The sequence below is a fragment of the Rhodoblastus acidophilus genome (assembly GCF_025961575.1).
Taxonomy (GTDB): domain Bacteria; phylum Pseudomonadota; class Alphaproteobacteria; order Rhizobiales; family Beijerinckiaceae; genus Rhodoblastus; species Rhodoblastus acidophilus_C.
Map to the genome: position 1 here is coordinate 123094 of NZ_JAOQNX010000008.1, position 16388 is coordinate 139481.

Genomic DNA, 16388 nt, shown 5'->3' on the forward strand with positions numbered 1-16388 from the left:
CAGACTTTATCGCGCCGGATGCTCGATCGGCTTTTGCTGTGCGTTTTCGAGGGCTTTCAATGGCCGTCGCAGCAGCTCGAAAGTGTTAACGAAGCGTTGGTCGCCGGCATTTAGGGCGCCAAACAGCCGGGCATTGGCCGTCGCGTCTAGCCGCCATAGCGGATGGACGACCATTGTCCGCGTCTGGTTTTGGCCGCTATCGATAACCACTGGCAGGCCCAGCGGTCCGTCGTTTGCGACCGTCAATGTCGTCGGTCTGACTGCTTGCAACTCATCGGCAAGCTCTTGCGCCTGTTGGCGCCAATCGGCAAGTTCCGGATGCGAAAAGTCTCCGTCGAGCCCGCAAGCATAGCCCCTGTCCGACAGCGCCCGTATGAATGCCAATCCAAGCCTCCAGTCCAGGAGGCCGTGGTAGCGCCGGTTGCCGTATTGCTGGATGCAATGGTAGCACGCGGTTTTGCACCGAGACGTGTGGCTATCGTCGAGCAGCTCAGCCAGCGGTCGGCATTTCTTGTCGTTGATGATCCGGTCGATCAGGGTGACGATCTTAGGTGTTCGTCCTCCTTCGCTCGCCGCCATGGCTCGGCATAGGCCAGAACCATTGATCAGCGTGTCCGCGATCTGAAGGATTGGCCGGCTTTCGCGCAGCCGCGGCTCAAGCGCTTCGAACTCGTCGGGTGAGACGTCAAGTTCGATCGCCGCCTGTTGGATCAACATGTAGGTCGCACTGATCGCGGCGGCGCGCGCGGCGAGATGTGAGCGGTCGCCGCGTCTTGCTACGAGGTCGAACGCGAGGCGCGGGTCGAAGTCCCTGAGCTCGATGTAAAGCGCGTCAGTTTCTTTTCGCGACATGAGGCCGAATGGGCCGATCGGCGGCTGCTTGTTGATCCAGCGGTCCGTCGTGTCAGGAAGGAGGTCGTCGACCAGGGCCTGATGCTCGAGGCGGCCCCTGGCGTTTTGACCCTTTTGGCCGGGAATATAGATGCGCGCGTCTTCCATTGGCGTGACGGTAAAGCCGGCAGGCGCGCCCAAATCGTCTTCTGGCCCCTGATTGAGCCGGATGATCGTGATGTTGGCGCCCTTTTTCAGGGTGAGGTTGGCATAGTCAGCCGGGCTGCCTTCGTGCAGCATGGTCGCCACGGTCGTCAGGTTCATGCGGTACGGCGGCTTTTCGTCGCTCTTGTCCTGAAAGGTGGTGCGGAAGCCCGCGGGCGTGTGGAAAAGCTGGAACGCCTCGGGCGGCACCGGCGATTTACAGTCGTCGCAGACGGTTGCGGCATCCGGCTTTTCTGGCGATGTGTTTGCGGAGCCGCACGTGGGGCAGAATGCGATGTGCAGCTTCTCGTCCCACCAGTGCGTCATTGGGCCGCCGAGGTCGATGCCCTGACCTTTTTTCCTCATTGGATCGGGCAGCTGGCCGGTGAATCCAACGACAAGATGTTCTCGTTTGTCCTTAGTCAGCAGGTTGCCAGGCGCGAATTCCGCTATTGCGATGTCGATGTCGCGGTCAATCGTCGACCATTCGGGAAGTTCGTCACGGCCGCCGTGCGTGGCGCCTTTTCTCAAGCCGACATAAAGATTACGCACTCGCGTCGGCATGCCGTACATGGGCAGCAGCCCGCGTTCGGCGAGGAACTGTCCAAGGCCCATGCGTTCGGGAACGGTTCCTCCTGCGGCGTTCTTAATCTCCTCGACGACCTTGTCCGCAGTCAAATATGAGGCAATGTAGGCCGCGTCATTTTCTGATTGCGCCTTGGTTATCACCGCTGCGGTCAGGAATCGGTCGCGGTCGGTCTGTGTTGCTGCTAGAGCGGCGCGAAGCCGCTGCTGCCAATTAAGCGCCGGGTCGTAGTAGACGTCGGTCGGAACGAATTCGCCATGGATGTCCGGCGGCGTGAGCTCGTCGCCGGGGTAGGTCTCGCCTTGCGCTTCGCAGTCGTCGCGGAGCCTGGCGAACGCTGCGCGCAGCCAGACCTTCCGGGTCAGCCGTTCGGGTATCGGCAGATGTTCTGCCGCGAGGAACGGCGGTGGCGGGGGGTCGCCGGTGATCGCTTTGGGATGGCGGAAATAATGTTCATCGTGCGTGCGGCCGCGGCAGAACGTCAGTACGAACGAGAAGGCCTGGCCGCGCCGGCCAGCCCGACCGACACGCTGCTGGTAGTTGAACCGTTGCGGCGGCATGTTCGCCTGGAATACGGTGTTAAGCGAGCCGATGTCGATGCCGACTTCCATCGTAGTGGTGACCGAAAGGAGGTCGATGTCGCGCGCGGCCCGCTCGATCGGGGTCATCTCGTCGACAAAAATGCCTTTGAACCGGCGCAGACGTTCCGAGAAGTCGTCGGTTTGTCCAGTAAGCTCCTCGCAGGTCATTCGGAAGCGTGGGATGCCCTCGATTTCGCTTCGCACTATCCGTCGTCCAAGGAAGTTGCGCTGCCAAAGGTCGCGCGCGAGGCCGGTTTGCAAGGGCGGCAGTTGCACATGACATCGTGTGCAGATTCCGTGACCTCGGTGCAGATGGACGCGTTCGCAGGAGCGGCAGCTCCAATATGGATCGTCGGCTGAGGCCAGCCGCAGATAAAGCTTTTCGATCTGCAGCTCGCCGTTGTCATGGCCGAACCCGTTGAAACGCTGCAGCACGCTGTCAACGCACGCATTCGGGTCGTTCGGAGCCACGGCTTCAGCATATCGCCTGACCCTCTTGTTCTTGACGTCATTCGCGATTTGCCAGCTGGGGTTGTTGGCGGCGAAGCGGCTTTCTCTGACGCGGTAGGCCGAAGCGAAGACGCGAACCCATGCATCCAATTCGTCGCTGTCTTTTGTTAGGTCCGGTCCTAGTGAGGGATAGGCCAGACCAGTTTCTTCCAGAGCAAAAAACGTGTTTGAGAAGATTATGTCGGCGGCGAATTCCTGTTGGCCTTGAAGAATCTGCTGGATGATTTCCAGCTTATTATTCAAGGATAGCGTTGGCGCGAACTCGATTTTGCCGTTGGTTTCGGTGAAGCTCTTGAACCACGGCTGGAAGTGATAGTAGGCGCGCCCGCGCACGTCAGAGGGGTGAATGCCGAGCCGGATGAACTCTTCCGCAACGATGGATAGCTCTGTGGTCGTGCTGTCGCCGCTCTGGAGGAGCCGACCCACGCGGACCTTCCTGTTAAGCATGCCGGGCCCTTCTTCCTTCCATTCCTTCATGATGGCCGGAAGCATCGGCGATAGTTTTGGGTCGGCGTAGATTTCCGTGATGCGTTGGATTTGCTTTTCGGGCGGAACATACCTTGATGCGAGTTCCGTCAGGTGGCCGCGCGCGGCCGTGACAAAGATTTCGCGGGTCAGGTCTCGGCGGTGCAGCTTTTCGACTTCGGCGGCTGTTTTGGCCGCATCCTGACGGCTATCGGAAAAGACAATCGTTTTCGGGTCGCCGCCAGTGGCGTAGAGCAGCTCGAATAGCTCGGTTGCAACGAGCTGCGAGGCTTGGGTAAAGCCGGTGCGGAAAGCACGGATCGGCGAGCGCTGGGAATTGCTCGCCGGCCTGAGCGAATAATCGGTTCCGCATTTCGGGCAGCAGTAAGGCTGCGCGGTTTTGGGTACGCCCCGCCTTGGCACGGCTCCATCTAACTGGAAGTAGATCTGGCCTGAGATGCATCCTTGGCGGTCTTGTGCGCTGATTTCGACGACGCCCAGCGCCGGATCAATGATCGCGTTCTGCCACTGGTCGTATGGCCGCTCTGGCAAACGTGCGACATCTCTCGACGGCCAGAACACGGCGTATTCGTCGAGGGTCTTGTTGTCGAAGGTCGTTACGGCAGCTTCGTCCGGCAGCTTCTCAAGATCGGGCGACGTGGGCAGCAGCTCGATTCTGTTCGCATTTCCAGTTTTGCCGCGCTGTCCGCCAAGGAAAAGGTCGCCGCAGGCTTGGCAGTAGAGCAGTTCGAACAGTCGCCGCCCACGCGCGCCGTTCTTGGCTTTGGCGTGCGATAATCCGCGGTCCATCGTAAGGTCGGAGATTTCAGTCTTGCCGCCGGCGTTTCTCGAAACGGAGCCGAACAAGCCTTCGATGTTCCGGACGAACGTGTGAATTCTGAATGATGGCGTGCCCTGCCTGATCTTTCTAGACGATAGGTCGGATTCGTTCAGCGCTCGCGCCAGCAGCAGCCCGCGGACTGCGTCATTGTCGGGATCGCCGCCGAATATCTTTTGGGCGATTTCGGAAACGGCCGTTGCGCGGATCTCATTATTTTCGCCGGTGATGCACGCCAGCGTGATCTGATCGGCAGCATTTTCGCAAATTCGCGCGTTTCGCTCAGCTTCCGGCAGGGTCGCGTCAATTCCGAACTGTTCAGCGATTTTGACGAGAGCGGCCTCAGCCGCGTCGCGCTGGATCGCCGTCACCATGTCCTGCTGCGAGCGGCTGTCTTTGAGCAGCGCCAAAAAGGGAGCGGCATCCAGCTTTTTCGGCTGCGACTTGGGAAGTTCAGGCTCGCCAGCGATGATGCATTTGCGCCAAAATTCCGGTTCTTTTGAGCCTGGGGCTCCCGGGGTCGCCGAAGTTCCAAACGGCGCGATCAGGTCTCTGAGATACGCAAGGCTGTCCGCGGCACGCTCGTCGTCGAGCGGAAGCGAGGCGCTGGACGCCAGCATCCGCAGCTTGTGCATATTTTGTGGCAGGTCCAGTCCGAGCCTGACCAGCAGGCTTTTGATCAGGAAGGCTGTTTCAGTGCCAGCCGAGCCGCGCATGAGGTGCAGCTCGTCGAACACGAGGAAAAAGCATGCGTCTGGGTTCGATTCGATCCATGCGCGCGTCTGGTCGAAGATCGGGTCTTCAACCTCTCGGGACAGCATCGCGCCGAGCATCGACGGGTTGCTGACCAGGATATCCGGCGGGCGGTGCTGCATATCCCAGCGCGAAACCATTTCGCCACCGTCAAGCGCTGGAAAGATGAAGCGCGTTTCTTCGGGCGGCTCTTGTCCCCTTTTTCTGGCTTCGTCCGCGGCGTTCTTGTCGAACTTGCGCGCCGCCTCCTGGTCTTCGTCAATGGCGACCATTGCCGCCTTCATCCGCTGTCGCCTGCGCTGCGTGCGGCCTCGCTCGCGTTCGTCGTCGAGCCGCGGATGGGTATGATGGCCTGGGACCGGGGTCTCGCCGTTATATTGGCCGAAGAAAATTCGGTTGCCGTTGAAGCGCGCTTCCATGATCGCTGCGGCGGCGTCCGAATCCAGCGCCTTCCGCAAGCGGACCATCTGGTCGGACACCAAGGCGTTCATGGGATAGAGTATGAGCGCGCGCACGGCCGGCGGCCGTGTTTCACCTTGGCGCTGGGCTTGGTATCCCTGCTGCTTGATCCGCCACCAGCGGCCCTGGAGGTAGCCGGTCGCCGGAGGCGTCCACTCCACCGCTTCCTTTGCGATCTGAGCCAGCACAGGAAGCATGAAGCTTTCCGTTTTGCCGGAGCCGGTTCCTGAGGTCACGATGCCGGGCGTTCCAGCCCGTAGGCCGCGCTTCAACATCTCTATCTGATGCACGTAGGGCGCGTAAAACGATTGGCGGCGCAATTCGTCGCCGGCTGGCGCGTCTTCGCCGGGAAAGAGGCCGGATAGCGCGAGCTCTATAAAAGCCTTGCGGGCTTCGCGTCCCAGCGGCGCCAGAACGTCCGTCTGGTTAAGCAGGTCTTCTAGCGTTTGCTTCGACGAACTATACCGCACGACCGGCTCGACAAATGGATCGACGGCGAACGCCCCGGGCGTCAGCAAGAGATCGCGTCGGGCGTCTTGAATGGCGGGGTTTGAAATCCGGAACGCGGTTTCAACGTAGGTGATGAAAAAATCGCGGATGCGGTTGAAACCGCCAAGGGCGTCGAGCACTGCTGCTTCTCCTGAACCTATTTCGGGCTGACCGCCGCGATGAATTCCTTCGTAAATTTTTTGGCGTCGTCTTCCTTCATTAGGAGGCTGGCGGCGCTCAGAAGTTCCGCGCCCCTCATGCCAAGGGCAAGCGACTTGGGCGCGATTTCAGTGATGGCCAAAGCCACGTCGGCGGCGTTCAGGCCTGCATCCGGTCCCGTCAGGATTTGAATATTCGAGATGTCGCCGAAAAATAGCGGCGCCACGGGCAGCGAGGCTTTCTCGATCGTACCGGCGGTGTCGACTTGGAAACACCCTTGGGCGGCTTCCTCGACCTCAGTATCCATTTGAAGCGCGATGATCGCCGGCCGAAGCTTTCCTTTCAGCGCTCCGCCTTTAGTCAGCTGGGCCAGGGGCTGCAGCCAGTGGGTGCTGGCCGATCGCCCGGGATTTGAAATGACGGCCAATGCCGGATCGGAGTTCTCTTCGGCGATGATCTCGCCCAGCGCAATGCCGAGCGCTGTCGGCGTGCCGGAGCCGGCTCGCACCCACAGGTCGTCGACGGTGATGATTGTCGGGTCTGCGGCTAGCGCCGCGACGCGTCCGCCGCAGGTAATTCGCGCTGCTATTTTGATGAAGTCGTCGGCATCTGCGCCGGTGAGGACTGGCACTTCGCCCGCAATGGTGAGCGCTGCGAATCGTGCCATCGCTTCCTTGCCTGCGCAAGTTAGCAACGGATTTGCGGCGACGCTGTCCGCCCATTCTCTTGGGCTTGCCCGCTTTGGCAATCCGGCTTTAGGAGCGGGCCTGAACGGGTGGGGTGTCGCAATAGCCGATCGCCTTAGGGAATTTGCTGCGCCGGATAGGCGCTCGATTTCGGCCATGATCTCGGATTTTTTTTGTTCTGCGGTCGCCAATTCGCCGACCGTCAGGCCGAGTCTTTCTTCAAGCGCTTGCAACTCGGTCGCTGCTTTCTCTTGGTGCCCTTTCAATTCTTCCAAGGCGGCGGCGTATTTTTTCTCTTCGCTGCTAAGTTGCCTGGCGATCAGCGCGAGTTTTTCCTTCTCATAGGTGTCGGTCTTTACGTCGACCTCCGCCAGCATGTCCTTTTCGAACTGGTCGGACGTCGCCTTTGCGTTTTCTATGATTTTTCGGGCCTCAGCCTCGGCCGTGCCTATAATCTGCGTTCTGATGCTTGCTTCGATCCGTTCGACGATTGCCGGCTTTTCAGTTTCCGCCAACTGCTTCGCGGCTTCTTCTCTAAGTTGTTGAAATTTTGGGTCGCTTTTCAGAATATCGATCACATGGTCAAGGAGCTTTTTGTCGAGTTCCAGCAGCTTGAAGATTTCAGCGCTTCTGATCGCGTCTATGGCTGCGAGCCGATCAAGCGGCGCGATTAGCGATATCGAGCCCGCGGGCGTTGTTCCTGTCGATCTGACGAATTCGAGCAGGGTCGCGACCGTGTTTTTGCCCCCAGGTCCCCCGTCATCTTCCAAGCGCCTTGCGGCCTGGATGATTGTCGTCAGGTAATCTTTGTCGGTCTGCCAGTTCGCATGGCGGATCTGTTTTTCTGGTACCGGTACATATTGCTGGCCAGCGTCTGTCTCGCCGACCCGTTTTACAACGGCTGCCGCGTCATATTGATAGATCGGCACGGCGACAGCTTCTTCTGGCGGAATGCCAAGCTGTCCGCAGCCATTGTCAGCGAGGCTGATCACCGCAATTTCGTCATCGGCAAATCTGATCGCCCACGTTCCGGCATGGAGGCCGACCGCTTGCGGATTATGGGTGATTTGCTTTCGCGCGCTGGCCGAGTCCGCGACATTTGGCCAGTATAGATAGTTGGCAAGCTGCCGAGGATGGACGATCTTGTTTTCTGCTTGCGCCCGGAATTGGGTGTGTGCCCTGACGTTGAAGATTCTTTCATCGCCGATGTTTGCGTTGATCGCGTCGATCCCGATCATTTCGGCTTCGCCCTTCTTGGGAAAAACCTTTCTTGGATCTGGGATCGGTTCGAATTCTCCGTTGTTGTTCTTTTTGTGCGTTACGGCGAATAGCGCGGATTGGCCGTTGCGTGATGTGCATCGGCCGAGAAATTCGTCGCTTTCGGTTTCAGTCGTGACGTTAATATTCATTTTTCGATTCGATGATATTTTCTGGATTCAGAGAAATTTTTGAATCTTTCCAGATGAGCCGCTGGGCACCGCCTCGGAGTCTGGCGTGAAGACTAAGCTCGGTCAACGTCCTTTCTTCCTTGGCTCCGTTTACGAAAATTGGGCCCATTGCCGCCTTGAGCAGCCGAATGTCGGCGCCGCTGGCGGGATAGAGAATGCAGCGGTCGGCGCTTCCAGGGTTCGCTAAATGCCGTGTCCGTAAGGCCAATGCGATTTCAGCTGGCAGGCGGGCGTCCGGCTCCAATGCCGCGATCACTGCGTCGCCGTGACGGAAAACCGTTTTTTTTCCGATGCGGTATGCGTAGGCAAACGCTGCGGTGCGCGACAGCGTCGCCAATGTGCCTCTTGGACTCTCGATCTTGTAAATGTCGTGGTCTCGGTCCTCGGGATGACGCTCATGGATAAGCTGCACTGCGCTTTCATCGTCGCGGCGGTTTTTGAACCGGTTCGATTGCCACGACCAGTAGCTGCGTTCTGGCTGTTTGATGCGCCGCGTGGTTTCCGCGAATCGTCCGTTTATTGCCGGGCTATCGATTGCGGCTGCTGTGATGTTCCACTCAAGCCGCCGGGCGATGTCTGCAGCATTTCCGCCGAAGAAGCCATAAAGGGCTGGCGCGCCGGGCAACGGCATCCGCCGGAACGGGCGTCCTTTGTTGGCGGTCACGACGTCTTTGAAGGCATTGGCGAGGCGTTCGCCAATGGCTCCGTTGACAACATAAACCTCAGCGCTTTCAGCGTATCCGGCAAAATGTAGGGCTGGTGCGAGGATCTCCCAGTTTCGGCCCTTCCATCCAGGGCGCAGCCGTGGCCGCATCATTGCCGAGTCTTGAAGGACTTTGATCATCGTCCAAGGATTTTGTGTTCCCTGGAAGGCAAACTGCGCGAGCTCAGCGATATCGCCTTCAGCGCGGTCGGCGCTGCCTTTTGCGTAAATCGCCTCGCAGAAATCATCCATTTCGCCGGGATTTTCGTCCCACGCCAGGGCTTCAGGTTTGATGTCGGCCTGGCCGAACGACGCGAGACCGTGCCAGTCTTCGAGCTGCTGCCATTCGGAATGCGCTAGTCCTGGACCTTGGTGGGTGTATGCGTTTTCGACAAAGGTCAGCCGTTGCGACCAGCTTGGGATCGTATCCTTGGGATCGAAGCGGATCTCGACATCGAAATCGCCGCTCAATCTTCCCTCGGTCGTCAGCTCGACCCGGTTTTTTCCCTCGATTGATCGGGCTGAAAGGGCTCCCCTGGCGCCGGCGCACGGTCTAACGTTTGTTGCGCCTTCTATGCCGCAAATTGTCGGCAGAAGGTTTTTCCGCCCCAGCCATGATCCTTTGCTTCTTACGCCGTCGCTGAATTCGATTTCTGCGATGCAATCGGGCGTTTCTTGAATAATCCCTGACGCTGTCAGCGCCAGCTCTGCCGATGCGACGGTGATGGGCTCCGCCGTAATGCACCAATAACCCGAACCTTGTGTCGGGCCGATTTTCATTCTGGTCGCGACTTGCTGCGGAACAGCCAGCAGGACTTTGCCTCGGCATTGTTCCGTTGTTTCGACGGACTGCCATCTACCATATCCGATTTCAAGGAAAACGACGTAGCCTTTGATCACTGATCGTGGAGTTTTCCATCCGCGATTCTCTGTGTTGAAAAGATCGGTAATTATGCTCGACCTTTTTTCGGGCGCTTCTTCGTCGGTGGCCCTAATTGCGAATGTCCATCGTCCGTCTTCGTCTTTTTCTGCCAAGAACAGCGCCGGCTTGATGTCTTCGTCGTCGTTTTCGCCGTTCTTCACGCAGATGCTGGCGAAACGCCAGAAGTCGTGATTAGCTAGCGCTCTGTTTCCTCTATAATATTCTTCTTTGAAGGTGCGGAATGCGTCGGCAAGCCCTTGCTTGCCGGGGCTTTTTTCGACCGGTTTTCGAACAACGAAATCAGTTTGGATGGGTGATCGAGAATCTTCTCGTGTTTTTTGAGAACCCTTCGTCCGAAGATAATGTCATTCTTCGCCGGGAAGGCCAGGCGCTTAGTGTATCCGATCTGGACCCATGATTTCGCGTCGGGCAGTTGCAGCACGCGGTAGTCGTCATATGTCGCGGCGCGCTCTCTGAGCCATTTCTCTAACCGCCGCCACATTTCAGCTATGCCGGTGATTTCGACAAACTGGTGGTCGGAATCCAGAAATGTGGACAGCTTATCACGAAATGCGCCAGCACCTTTGTTTTGGTCGTCCAGGGCGTTTTCAACCAGGAGGGTCAGGGCAAGATATGAGAAACATCCCGGCAGGTCAGGCATGGCCTCGTACCAGCCGTTCTCGAACGCCAGCCTGATTTTATTGATACTGAACGCGCCTTTGAATGCAGCCAATGCTTGTTTGGCAGACTCGTCGTCGGTCCGGTCGATCGATATCTGGGCAAGCCGGTGCGACGTTATTTCGAAAGACGTGATTGGCAAAAGGTTTCCAGAGCCGCTGACCTGGAGGTAGGCTCTGCAAAGGAGCTCTTCCCAATCCTTGAGCTTTGCAGGAAAGCCGGCCATGGCGGCGCCGGTCAGAAAATGTCGGGCAGAGCGCCAGCGACTGCCGCGAAAAGGGGTGGCGGTACGGCGTTGCCGACGACCCGATACCGGCTCTTGAGCCCGATCTCATCGGGAAATTTGAGATCGTTGTAAAAGCCTTGAAGGCGAGCCGCCTCTCTATAGGAAAATCGTCGCGCGGGACCGTCGTGCGCGAAGACCCATTCGTCTGTTGTAATTCGCTTGAGCGGAGGGCTTACGGGGTGCAGCGATATGTGCCGGCTGTTGGCTACTATGGTTCGGCTTGTTTCGTTCCAGCCGCGATAGCGGTTGCGCGACATATAGTACCAGTGGAATGGCTGCGCGTCGAACTCGCCTTCCGGCCATTCATCCATGTCGCCGATCGCATCGCGGATCGTCGGACAAGGTGGAAGCGGCGACAGTTCACCCGGCAGAGCGTGCGTTGGATTCGGAAATTCGTAGTCGACGTCAAGGTCTGACCTGATTCCAACAAAGAACAGGCGCGTTCGTTCTTGTGGCACACCATATTCTCGTGCATCAAGCACTTTCCAGACAACCTTGTAGCCAGATTCCGCGAAAGTTTTTAACTGGCTGTCGAAGAGGTGGATGAAATTGCTGCGGCGCATGCCGGAGACATTTTCTACGATGAATGCCTTCGGCTTTATTATCTGCAGGGCTCGGTTGAATTCTTGATAAAGGTAATTAATGCCACGTTCGGCTTCGCGCAGTCCACCGTTGCTGAATCCTTGGCAGGGGTAGCATCCGACCAGCAGGTCTGCGCGGGGAAACGACTTTATTTTCTTGATGTCCGAGACGACGAAGTCAACTTCTGGCATATTCTTGCTATAGACCTTGCCGGCAAAGTCGTTGATGTCGCTAGCCATCAGGATTTCGAAGCCCGATTTGATGAGGCCCGCGTCGCTTCCGCCGCAACCGGAAAAAAGGGATACAGCCGTGGGCATTTCCGAAATTTGCTCCAAATATTTTCTTGTCTTGTAACCGGCTGGAATCAGCTGATTCCTCTTCAACGGGCTGCGCTCTGCCATTGCAGACAAGCCATGCGGGCTTGTCAAGCTTCGGTCACGAATTGGCTAGGCTTGGGTGTAGTGCTCTTAAGCGCGGGTCAAAGAGAGCCTAAATTTGACCTATGTGTCCGTCAAAGTGGGGCGGCTGCGGGAGCGCTCGTCGAGGGCCATCCGGGGCGGAGGTGCGGCGCGCTCGACCATCCCGATGGCATCTTCCGGGACGTTCGCGCCGAGGCGAACCTTCTGCTCACCGCTAATTTTGCTAAACTGCTAAACATACTCACCGAGTTTAGCAGTTTAGCAAATTTAGCGGCCCGAGGCGCCGCCCAAGCTTCGAAATATGAAACAGTGCCCGGACCAGGGAGGGCCGGGCACCGAATTCGGAGATCGGGCTGGTCAAGTTTGATCTGAAGCTATTTCCAGCAATGACTTCGATCCTGGGGGACGGCCACCGTTCCAAGGGAATGAGGCCCATTCGACGATGAGGGATTTGGTCGGCTCTTTTAATTGAGGAGGAGGCGGGGGCAGGCCGTCAGGGCGGACGCGTAGAGCCGCCAATTGCCGGCGCCAAATATTTGAGGCAGCCCGGCGTTGGGCGCTCTGAACGGCGAGAAAATCGCCTTCTTGATCCGGCCAGAGCCGGGTCGCGACGGTAAACAGCCACGCCGGCTTGTGCCCGCCCCAACCTTCTTCGTCGACGAGGGCAATATCGACCTTTTCGCCGGCGTTTATCCGCGCCGACAATCCGACCGCAGCAGGCTTGGAGCCGAGCGAAGCAATTTTGGATGAGTTCAGTTTATGATCGACAACGCCGGGCCGAAGGAACGCGCGCCCAGTGTCTTTTTTGACCGCCACGGCTATGGTTGGATAAGCTTCGATAAGGGCCGCCAGAGCGAAATCAATTTTCGCACGGAAGACCACTTTCTCTTCCTTCGTGTGGTCCGGCTTCCAGCGTCGCAAGACAAACGCCATTGTCCGCGTCCGGCCGGCCCCCGACAGGTAAATGAAAATCGCATTCACCCATCCCGCCGGAATCTCCCCATCCAATTTCAGGGTTAGCGCCCCTTCATTATTCAAATCGACGATACAATGGTCGTAGGTCGGATAGTCCAGATTCCAGGGCAGTGAATTGTCCAATGGAATTGGCTCTGCCTCGCGTATGTCGTGGCCGGGTCTACGTTGGGCGGATGCCTCGGCCACGGCCTCACATTGTTCCTGCACAGGGTGCGTCTCTTGGTGCAGTCTCTCTGCTTTGATCGCAGGAATAAACCTCTCGACGAGATATTGTATAATCTTCATTATTCACCTATTCCGTTTGGGTTATGAAGATTATGAACCCATGACTCCATGTCATGCAACTTTATATTTGCAATATTTCTTCCAATCTTATCGATAATGTACGCAGAGATCCGCTCAATTGAGATTTTAAATTGGATATTTCGCTCGATTGCATTTTTAATGTCTGCGCCAACGTCTCCAATCCGTCGCCAAATTCGCGCTCGACGGCATCGATGCGCTTCTCCAGCGCCGTGAGCCGCGAATTCTGCGTCTCGAGAAGTGTCAAGTAGAATTCGGAGTCGCTTGGCCTGTTCATCATTTAGCTCCGGGAAGGTTTTGGATTTTGCCTCCCCTTGGGCGGGGAACTTTTCATTGCCCGCCAGAATCGGCGGCCCCGCTTCTTCAAGGTTTTGGCTTGCGATGTGGTTGGAATCGTTGGAGCGGACCGAGGCGGCGGAGGATAGGTTGGTTTTCGTTGGCGAGTTGGCCCGAGTCAGGTTTTCCGCCTGAATCTCCGACCGCCGCTCCGATCGCGTCCGGTTTTGGTCAATTTCGCTCGCCCAGCGAATTTCTCGCCCGCAAGCATCGATGGCGTCGCGGCTTTCTGGCCGGATGCCCTGTTCTTCCATTGCGCGAACTTTCGGCCCAACGTGAATCTCGGGCTGACGATCAAGGCCCTGATCAACGAGGCGGCGCCGGTCGATGCGCGCAGCAAGGCCGACAGCCGCCATTGAGTTATTCGCGACCTTCTCCCACAAGAGGCGCAGTCGCTCCACGCTATCGGCTTTGCTCAAGCCGACGACGGTCTTGCCCGTCTCAGGGTCCCGATCGCGGACGACAATGTGCGCGTGGAAATTGCGATCATCCCCGCTCGATGAGGGCTTATGGATTGCTGCCATCCACGGGACCCGGCCCATCGACATGGCCTCGCCGAACTCATGCACTAGCGCGATGCGCTCGGCTGGCCCAAGCTCGCATGGAAGAGCAATCATCACCTTTGTGATCACGCGCGCGTTCCTGCGATCGGCCACCTCTTCGGCAAGAAGCCACTCGCTAGCTGACCGGGGTGTCAGAGGCATCCGCGCGCCGATGATCGCTTCGGTCGCCTTGCGCCGCCCGATGTAGCGGACATGCGCGGCCGCCGTTCCTGGCGCATGGGTGGTGCGGCCCACAGATTTGACGTTGAGAGAGTATATCGCCACGCGGTGTCCGGGGTGATCCAGGAGGGCGGCGCCGCCTTCCTGGCGGGGTCTGGGGCTGGCCCCTGCCGGCAAGGCCGGTGGGGTGCAGGGGGGGGGCTTCCTCCCCTGCCGCGCGACTTTGCGAAGCAAAGTCATAAGTGCGCCCTAATAAAAAGACCTTCCCACGAGCAACATTCTTAATCAAGACGCCGTCAGAAGCTATTCTCTACAGCATGTATTCTAGATGTCGCTGGCTATTACCATTACGAATTTTTAATTAAGACGCGTAATAACGAAGCCGCTGGCAAGCACGTGAGACTTATGCCTTTTGGGTGGGCGTGACGGCCAGCAAAGCGGCAACCTGAACGGTGCTCCGGAGTGACCCGCAATCGATCAATGGCGCGCATGCACGCCGCCTTCCCCGAATCGCCAAGCTGCTCGGCTGGCACGCTTGGCATACGAGCGGTACCTTTGGCGTAAGTGAGTATTTGGTGAGTTGGTTGTCCAGGTGGAAGCCCAGATATCAGTTAAATGACTGATTTTGCTGGCGCACCCGACAGGATTCGAACCTGTGACCTCTGCCTTCGGAGGGCAGCGCTCTATCCAGCTGAGCTACGGGTGCTTCGATCCCTGTTTAACCCATGCAAACGCCTTCGGCAATCGCTTTGGGCGCCCGTTCTCAGTTCCGAAGCCGGTATCCCGTCCGGAAAATCCACACCACCACCGCAAAACACGCCGCCAGCATCGCAACGGTCAGCCCCAGGCTGATCAGCGGCGCCAGCGTCGCTATGTCGTAGAACGTCCAGCGAAACCCTTCGATCAGATAGACGATCGGGTTGAACAGCGCGATCTGCCGCCACACGCCCGGTAGCATGTCGATGGAATAGAACGTGCCTCCCAAAAACGTCAGCGGCGAGATCACCATCATCGGGATCAGGTTCAGCTTTTCAAAGCCATCCGCCCACAGCCCCAGGATGAAGCCGAACAAAGCGAAGGTCATCGACAGCAGCACCAGATAGAGGAACGCCAGGACGGGGTGAACCACCTCGAAGGGTACGAACAGCCGCGCGGTGGTAAAAATGATCAGGCCGAGGATCACCGATTTGGTCGCGGCGGCGCCGACGAAGCCGATCACCACCTCGACAGCCGAAATCGGCGCCGACAGCAGTTCGTAGATCGTGCCGAGGAAACGCGGCAGATAGATGCCGAACGAGGCGTTGGAGACGCTTTCGGTCAAAACCGTCAGCAGGATGAGGCCCGGGACGATGAAGGCGCCATAGGACACCCCGTCGATCGCCTGCATGCGCGAGCCGATCGCCGAGCCGAACACGACGAAATAGAGCGCCGTCGAAATCACCGGCGAGGCGATGCTCTGGTAGAGCGTGCGCCAGGTGCGGCTCAGTTCGTTGATGTAGATGGCGCGGATGGCGTAAACATTCATCGGCGTCGTCCCACCAGATCGATAAAAATGTCCTCCAGCGAGGACCGTTCCGAATTGACGCTGCGGAATTCAATCCCGCGCGCCACCAGGGTTTTGAGCAAGGCGCCGAGACGGTCGTCGCAATCCTCGCCCTTTTGCGTGAACGACAGGGTCGTTCCGTCCGCGGACAGATCGAGCGGCAGGTCGGAGAGGCCCTCGGGCGGCGCCTCGAGCTTTTGCGCGAGGCCAATGGTGACGCGGATCTGGCCCATGCGGCGCATCAAAGCGTGTTTCTCCTCGACCAGGATGAGTTCGCCCTGGTTGATCACGCCGACCCGGTCGGCCATGTCCTCGGCCTCCTCGAGGTAATGCGTGGTCAGGATCACCGTCACCCCCTTTTCGCGGAGGCGGCGCACCATTTCCCACATGTCGCGGCGCAATTCGACGTCGACGCCGGCGGTGGGTTCGTCGAGGAACAGGATTTGCGGCTCGTGGGCGAGCGCCTTGGCGATCAGCACGCGGCGCTTCATGCCGCCGGAGAGCGCGCCGATGCGCTGGTCCTTCTTATCCCACAGCGAGAGGTCGCGCAGCACGCGCTCGAAATGGACGGGGTCCGGCGCCTTGCCGAACAGGCCGCGGGAAAAACGCACCGCCTCCAGCACGGTCTCGAACTGGTTGGTCGCCAGCTCCTGCGGCACCAGGCCGATTTTCTGGCGGGCGCGGCGATAGTCGGCGGCGATATCGCAGCCGTCCACCGTCACCTTGCCGGAGGTCGCGCGCACGAGGCCGCAGACAATGCCGATCAGCGTGGTCTTGCCGGCGCCGTTGGGGCCGAGCAGCGCGAAAATCTCGCCCTGCGCAATCGCGAGATCGACGCCCTTCAGCGCCACAAACCCATTGTCATATGTCTTGGTCAGGCGCTCGATGGCGAGAATGTTGGTCAAAGAGC

Annotated in this window: 9 protein-coding genes and 1 tRNA gene; all 10 read right to left on the reverse strand. The window is 58.5% G+C overall.

Annotation, left to right across the window (positions count from 1 at the left end; all coding sequences use genetic code 11):
* Positions 1 to 6: 6 nt before the first annotated feature.
* Complete coding sequence (locus M2320_RS07770) at positions 7 to 5856, reverse strand: DEAD/DEAH box helicase (RefSeq protein ID WP_264596780.1); 5850 nt, start codon at positions 5854 to 5856, stop codon at positions 7 to 9.
* Positions 5857 to 5873: 17 nt separating this feature from the next.
* Complete coding sequence (locus tag M2320_RS07775; RefSeq protein ID WP_264596781.1) at positions 5874 to 7970, reverse strand: hypothetical protein; 2097 nt, start codon at positions 7968 to 7970, stop codon at positions 5874 to 5876.
* On the reverse strand, positions 7960 to 9795 hold the full coding sequence (locus M2320_RS07780) for a hypothetical protein (RefSeq protein WP_264596782.1): 1836 nt from the start codon (positions 9793 to 9795) through the stop codon (positions 7960 to 7962). The genes M2320_RS07775 and M2320_RS07780 overlap by 11 nt, the downstream gene beginning before the upstream one ends.
* Before the next feature lie 35 nt (positions 9796 to 9830).
* Entirely contained in the window at positions 9831 to 10538 is a 708-nt protein-coding gene (locus tag M2320_RS07785) for a hypothetical protein (RefSeq protein ID WP_264596783.1), read from the reverse strand.
* Between the two features lie 11 nt (positions 10539 to 10549).
* Positions 10550 to 11581 (reverse strand): DNA cytosine methyltransferase, encoded by a 1032-nt coding sequence (locus M2320_RS07790; protein ID WP_264596784.1) that lies wholly within the window; start codon positions 11579 to 11581, stop codon positions 10550 to 10552.
* A gap of 375 nt (positions 11582 to 11956) precedes the next feature.
* The gene (locus M2320_RS07795; RefSeq protein ID WP_264596785.1) at positions 11957 to 12859 is read right to left on the reverse strand and encodes a hypothetical protein; all 903 of its coding nucleotides are present in this window, start codon (positions 12857 to 12859) and stop codon (positions 11957 to 11959) included.
* Positions 12859 to 14040, reverse strand: coding sequence for a MobA/MobL family protein (locus tag M2320_RS07800; RefSeq protein ID WP_264596786.1), 1182 nt, complete (start codon positions 14038 to 14040; stop codon positions 12859 to 12861). Before M2320_RS07800 ends, M2320_RS07795 begins: the two co-directional genes overlap by 1 nt.
* A 524-nt stretch (positions 14041 to 14564) precedes the next feature.
* A tRNA-Arg gene (locus tag M2320_RS07805) sits at positions 14565 to 14641 on the reverse strand.
* Between the two features lie 57 nt (positions 14642 to 14698).
* A complete protein-coding gene (locus M2320_RS07810) occupies positions 14699 to 15460 on the reverse strand; it encodes an ABC transporter permease (RefSeq protein WP_184426513.1) in 762 nt (253 codons plus the stop codon).
* On the reverse strand, positions 15457 to 16383 hold the full coding sequence (locus M2320_RS07815; RefSeq protein WP_264596787.1) for an ABC transporter ATP-binding protein: 927 nt from the start codon (positions 16381 to 16383) through the stop codon (positions 15457 to 15459). The genes M2320_RS07810 and M2320_RS07815 overlap by 4 nt, the downstream gene beginning before the upstream one ends.
* Positions 16384 to 16388: the final 5 nt, after the last annotated feature.

Excerpts from the sequence above, each read along its gene's own strand:
- M2320_RS07795 (WP_264596785.1), bottom strand. The coding sequence starts at position 12,859 with ATGAAGATTATACAATATCTCGTCGAGAGGTTTATTCCTGCGATCAAA.
- M2320_RS07785 (WP_264596783.1), bottom strand. The coding sequence starts at position 10,538 with ATGGCCGGCTTTCCTGCAAAGCTCAAGGATTGGGAAGAGCTCCTTTGC.
- M2320_RS07775 (WP_264596781.1), bottom strand. The coding sequence starts at position 7,970 with ATGAATATTAACGTCACGACTGAAACCGAAAGCGACGAATTTCTCGGC.
- M2320_RS07790 (WP_264596784.1), bottom strand. The coding sequence starts at position 11,581 with ATGGCAGAGCGCAGCCCGTTGAAGAGGAATCAGCTGATTCCAGCCGGT.
- M2320_RS07810 (WP_184426513.1), bottom strand. The coding sequence starts at position 15,460 with ATGAATGTTTACGCCATCCGCGCCATCTACATCAACGAACTGAGCCGC.